Annotated in this window: 4 protein-coding genes; 1 reads left to right on the top strand and 3 read right to left on the bottom strand. The window is 44.2% G+C overall.

Translation table 11 applies throughout. The features are described from left to right. From Q0668_RS14495 to Q0668_RS14485, 3 genes are all read right to left on the bottom strand, one after another. Window positions 1-632: recombinase family protein (locus tag Q0668_RS14495; RefSeq protein ID WP_298865909.1), on the bottom strand; the 632-nt coding region annotated here is incomplete at its 3' end. Then, window positions 625-942: a hypothetical protein gene (locus tag Q0668_RS14490; protein ID WP_298865907.1), complete on the bottom strand. Its 318-nt coding sequence runs from the start codon at window positions 940-942 to the stop codon at window positions 625-627. The genes Q0668_RS14495 and Q0668_RS14490, both read right to left, overlap by 8 nt. A gap of 487 nt (window positions 943-1429) precedes the next feature. Further along, entirely contained in the window at window positions 1430-2749 is a 1320-nt protein-coding gene (locus tag Q0668_RS14485) for a hypothetical protein (RefSeq protein ID WP_298865905.1), read from the bottom strand. Between the two features lie 190 nt (window positions 2750-2939). Here Q0668_RS14485 and Q0668_RS14480 point away from each other — a divergent pair, with 190 nt between their 5' ends. Continuing rightward, window positions 2940-4487, top strand: a complete 1548-nt coding sequence (locus Q0668_RS14480) for a tyrosine-type recombinase/integrase (protein WP_298865903.1) — start codon at window positions 2940-2942, stop codon at window positions 4485-4487. Window positions 4488-4587 lie beyond the last annotated feature (100 nt).

The raw sequence follows: 4587 nt of genomic DNA, 5'->3' as shown, positions 1-4587 counted from the left end.
GGATGCTCATTCAAATACCTGGTCAGTCGATTTGGTCCATACCCCGTCTGGTCAGCATGTTCAAAGAGAATTCGGATCACTGAAACTTCCTCAGGCAGTGGTTCCAGCTTTGATCCGATTTTTACTTTAATACCATTTCGTTCCTCAAAGACCGGAACGATGGCATACCCGAACGGTTTAGGGCCCCCCGGCCAGAAACCCTCTAGAACTTGGTCACGTTTTCCGCGAATAACCTGATGAGATTTAATCCGATTTTCCTCGGAAGCACGTAAGGAATCGAAAGCTGAATAAGCTTTACCCTGTGGGGTTGTAGGGTCAGCAAAATATGATTCAGCCGTGAGAATCAGTACTCCATGCTTTTTTTGTAGTTCGTCACGTATGGCTTGGAAATTATCTAACCGACCAAATCTCTCTGCTGTATCTACTAATATCAAATCGACTTTCATTAAGCCACTTTTGATATCGTGCATCATCTGCATGTAGCCGGACCGTTTTCTTTCATACCGACCACTCTTGTAGTCATCGCGATACACTTTTACTACGATCCAAGTCAAACCCAGTCGTTTCAGTGCCTGATTGATTTCATATTCCTGCTGATCAGGTGAACGCTGGTTTTGTTTTTTGTCACTCATTCTCAAATAAATCACGACCCTGTACTGGGATTGATGATCGAATTTGAATTTTTTCATTTTTGGTGCCTCCTTTCAAAGGACTTTTTGGTTGATGCAGTTCTTTGGCAATCAACCGAGAGATAAATTTGACCAACCTTTGATGCCGTCTTTTTCTTACCTCAGCAGCTAATATGGTCTGCTGATCAGGTGGGATATCAGTCGGAAAAGGAAACTCTCCTTCAGCAACCAGATTTGCCACCCTCTCCAGCTTTTCTGGAGTTGAGAGTAGATCGACATTTTTGTTGGTCGGTTCGTTACTAGAGTCACTCATGTCTTCTCCTTGAAAGTAAGGAGCCTGGAGTGTCTCTCCAGACTCAAAATGTAGGGAATGTCGTTCACAGACCTCTTACAAATGTGAGAGATTTTTGTAAGAGTTTGGGGCGATATTCAGAAAATGAATAATTCTGAACGTGGGAAGGGGACTGTACTGTAATCTTAAAGAGGGGATTCAGTATTCAGTCAAACAATGTTCAGTGATCAGAGGAGTTGTTGGCGATATAGCAACAGAACAGAGGCGACGCAGATGATCTCTGCAAGAGTTCTGAATAGATCGACTGAAGTATGCTGCCCTGTGCAGAAAACTGGTTGAGCCCTCTCTGGCTGCCCCATCAGGGGGAATTTCGACAGAAAGCCAGAGTGGCTTTAGACACAGGTAGGTGAATAAGAAAGAAAAATTCGATGCGATTGTAGTTTAAGCGATCGCAATTACAATTGATCTCGATAGTGGTTCTTTTCACTTCAGTGAGAGTTACTACATTTTAAAAAATGTGTATTCGCGATGGATCCAGCATGAGTATGTAGGATCGAGGTTCAGAACCATTTTCTATAAGTTTAAGTAGTGAATCTGGCAGGAGTTCACTTAATCGACTCCAGTTTGTTGACATTGTAGATGGAGAAACTGAATTGTCAGGATATAAATCTTTTTCAGTTACACAGGCTCTATATTTTGCATTTTTGGCCAGTGAATATAGAAACTTCCATGAAATGCCGCTGAGCTTATGAAAAATGATCTTCTTTTCCCAATAGACTTTTCCAGCATCCTTGATTAATACCAAACCGCCTCTCGCTATCACTTCTTCTAGGCCATCAGTTTGCTGTTCATTTTTCCCATATAGATCTTTCATATCGCTCAAAGCATGGGCAATCCGGTCTGTTGTTTCTTTATTCAGGAATGCAGTCAGCCTGTTTCTGATAGACTCGATTCCATTGTTCAGATATTTTTCAGGAAGTGACAACCAGTCCAATTGAGGTTTCAGTCCAAAAGCTGCATAGATCTGGGTAAGTATGACTGCTGAGTTGATTAAACGATTCTGTTTACCGCTTTTTAACAGATGTTGACACTCCGACCAGTCGGCCTCCAGTTTTTTCCAATCGTCTTCAAGTTGATCGACTAACTTTCGATAGGGATACCTCGTTGCTTTGATGGCTTTAATAGTCATCGCTCTTACTTTGGATACAATCTCATACCACTGCTGGGTCCGTTCCAGTAAACAGCGGACGATAAAATTTCCCACAGGGTCTAGCTCATGATTGAATGCAATAATAAGTCCACCACGTTGGACTTTGTTTCCATCAACATCCTCAGTAAATTCCTGTACTGGGGCAAAATAATCTGAACTGTTTACTAATGGTAATTCGCTGATTTGAGACAGATATTTAATTTGCGACAGGATAAGTTCTAAATCATTGGGCCATCCAGTTTTTCTGTCCGGGCGGGTCGCAGTAATTTCGACAGTCTCTTCCCTCACGGTTAGTCGGTGAGGATTCTGGTCTTCTAGATTTTTACGAACCAGATTTTTCGTAGTTAATTTAGATAAGGATTTAGCGCAGTCCAAGATGCCTTGTTCCAGAGACTCAATCAATCGACGTTCCGGCGTATCCGCTCCGGGCATCAATGTGCTCAGCGGCCAGTTAGCATAATCTCTAAACCTTAGACGCTGGCTATATTCTTCAACAGCAGGGCAGACATCATTCCTGAGACAAGCTTGTAGCTTCGCGTTAGGAAATTCATGATTTGGTTTGTCTGCCCGGGGGATAATGCTGTCGAGTCTTCGCACTGCCAATTGCCACGATTTCATAATGATGTTGTGCCATTCCTACTGTCGCGCGTTCTTTAATTAAATATTGTGACCAAATTCTTACAAATATCATGGCGTTTTGTAAGCGAGTTGTGAACGTCAATTTTTATGCTGACCCCGACAGAAAGATTTTCATCGGAAGAAATCTTATTCGTAATGAAAATACAGGGACAGTTTAAAGACACGTCACATGGTTCGTAAAAAAAAGAGTATTCCACCTGAAAATAGTTGCAAGAAACAAGTGGAACCTGTTTCTAAGAGTTCAATCTGGTGTGATAAATATAAAGCCAAACATCGCTGGACTCGCATCGCGAAATTCCCGGACGGAATCGAACCGCCACAAAAAGTACGTATTTACAGGCAAAACGACTACTTTCGGCTTCAGTTCTGGGACCCTGCTGCAAAGAAAAATCTCACAGAACGGGTCGACGGTGATCTGGTAAGTGCTATATTTCGTGCCCGGGAAATCGAGGAGCGTCTTAAACACTTCCGCTCATCCGGGTTAGGGCGAGGGAAACTAAAGCACCAGAGTCTACTCGACCTCTATCAAAATCACCTACAACGTCGAGCCGATGCTGGTGAAATCGCTCCCAAAACGGTCAGGCGATATGCTTCAGCACTAGAGCATTACCATACTTTTATTCAACAACCACTGATAACGACGGCATACCCGTCTATCACTAATGTCAATCGTGATCTGGTTTTACGGTTTCAAACATACTTGAAGAATCTGCAGGTTTCTTCCAATGGGCATCCCAATACGCAGAAACAGACAATGTCCTCGACTGATTACGTACTGGATGTGGTCCGGGGGATGTATATCTGGGCGGCCGACCCTGATCGTGGAAATCTGATGCCATCAGGCTTCCGAAATCCCTTTCAGGGAAAAGTTCGTCAGTCCGCCTCGGTTGCCCCTGATCTGTTCGGGGAGCCCGATATTACAATCCCAATGGTGGTTGAGTTTTTGAAAAAGTGCGACAGTTACCAACTTCACCTGTTTGTGTTATTGATTTTCTATGGTCTGAGGGCTTCGGAACCTTGTTTTCTTTTCCGGGAAAACCTGACTGCAGATGGTTGGTTAAAGGTGATTTGCCTGCCCCAAATCAGTTATACGACCAAAGGCAGGCGTGATAAAAGGTTACCTCTGCTCGAACCGATCCGGGCGATTCTGGAGGATGGCTCTGAAAATACAGAAACAGGATTGCTGATTCGGCGTCGCAATGTTTTTGAAGGCTCTGAACAGCCGCCTTTATTGGATCAATCGCTGGAGCAGCTAACAAAAGAATATTCGCGCCGTTGTCAAAAGACTGCAAATCTCACTGCAGAGTCGGGCATGCAGATACGGGATCAGTTGCTCCACGATGCAGGTGGAATTAAATACGACCATATTGAGAATGAGTTTCATCGCCTGGCTGGCCAGTTATCCTGGCCAGCCAAGGCAACTCTCAAAGATTTCCGTCATCTATTTAGCACCGCCATGATGAATGCCGGGATGCCAGAATATTATCGGAAGTACTTGATGGGACATGCTGTCAGCAAGGCAGCCATTACCAATTACACCCATCTCGACCAGTTACGGGAACGTTATCTGGAAGCCAGCCAAAGACAGTTCCAGCCAATTATAGCTGCGGTAACAAATCGTAATGTTGAACTGAAGTCAGCGGCGGAAGCTTTAGTACGTTCTACATTTCTCGAGATGGATCAGGACCCAGAATCAACTCGCTTGCGAGTAGGCTGACGGTGATGTCACGATCCATGGGTAACATGCGTAGCCAGCGTGTGAACTGGTGCAACATCAAACCTGCCCGTTGCGCCGGTGATAATTCCTGTTGATCCTG

This window comes from uncultured Gimesia sp. (assembly GCF_937910335.1).
Classification (GTDB): Bacteria; Planctomycetota; Planctomycetia; order Planctomycetales; family Planctomycetaceae; genus Gimesia.
Note: the sequence above shows the minus strand (reverse complement) of the source record. Positions and strands in the feature narration are given on the sequence as shown.

Excerpts from the sequence above, each read along its gene's own strand:
- Q0668_RS14480 (WP_298865903.1), top strand. The coding sequence starts at position 2,940 with ATGGTTCGTAAAAAAAAGAGTATTCCACCTGAAAATAGTTGCAAGAAA.
- Q0668_RS14485 (WP_298865905.1), bottom strand. The coding sequence starts at position 2,749 with ATGAAATCGTGGCAATTGGCAGTGCGAAGACTCGACAGCATTATCCCC.
- Q0668_RS14490 (WP_298865907.1), bottom strand. The coding sequence starts at position 942 with ATGAGTGACTCTAGTAACGAACCGACCAACAAAAATGTCGATCTACTC.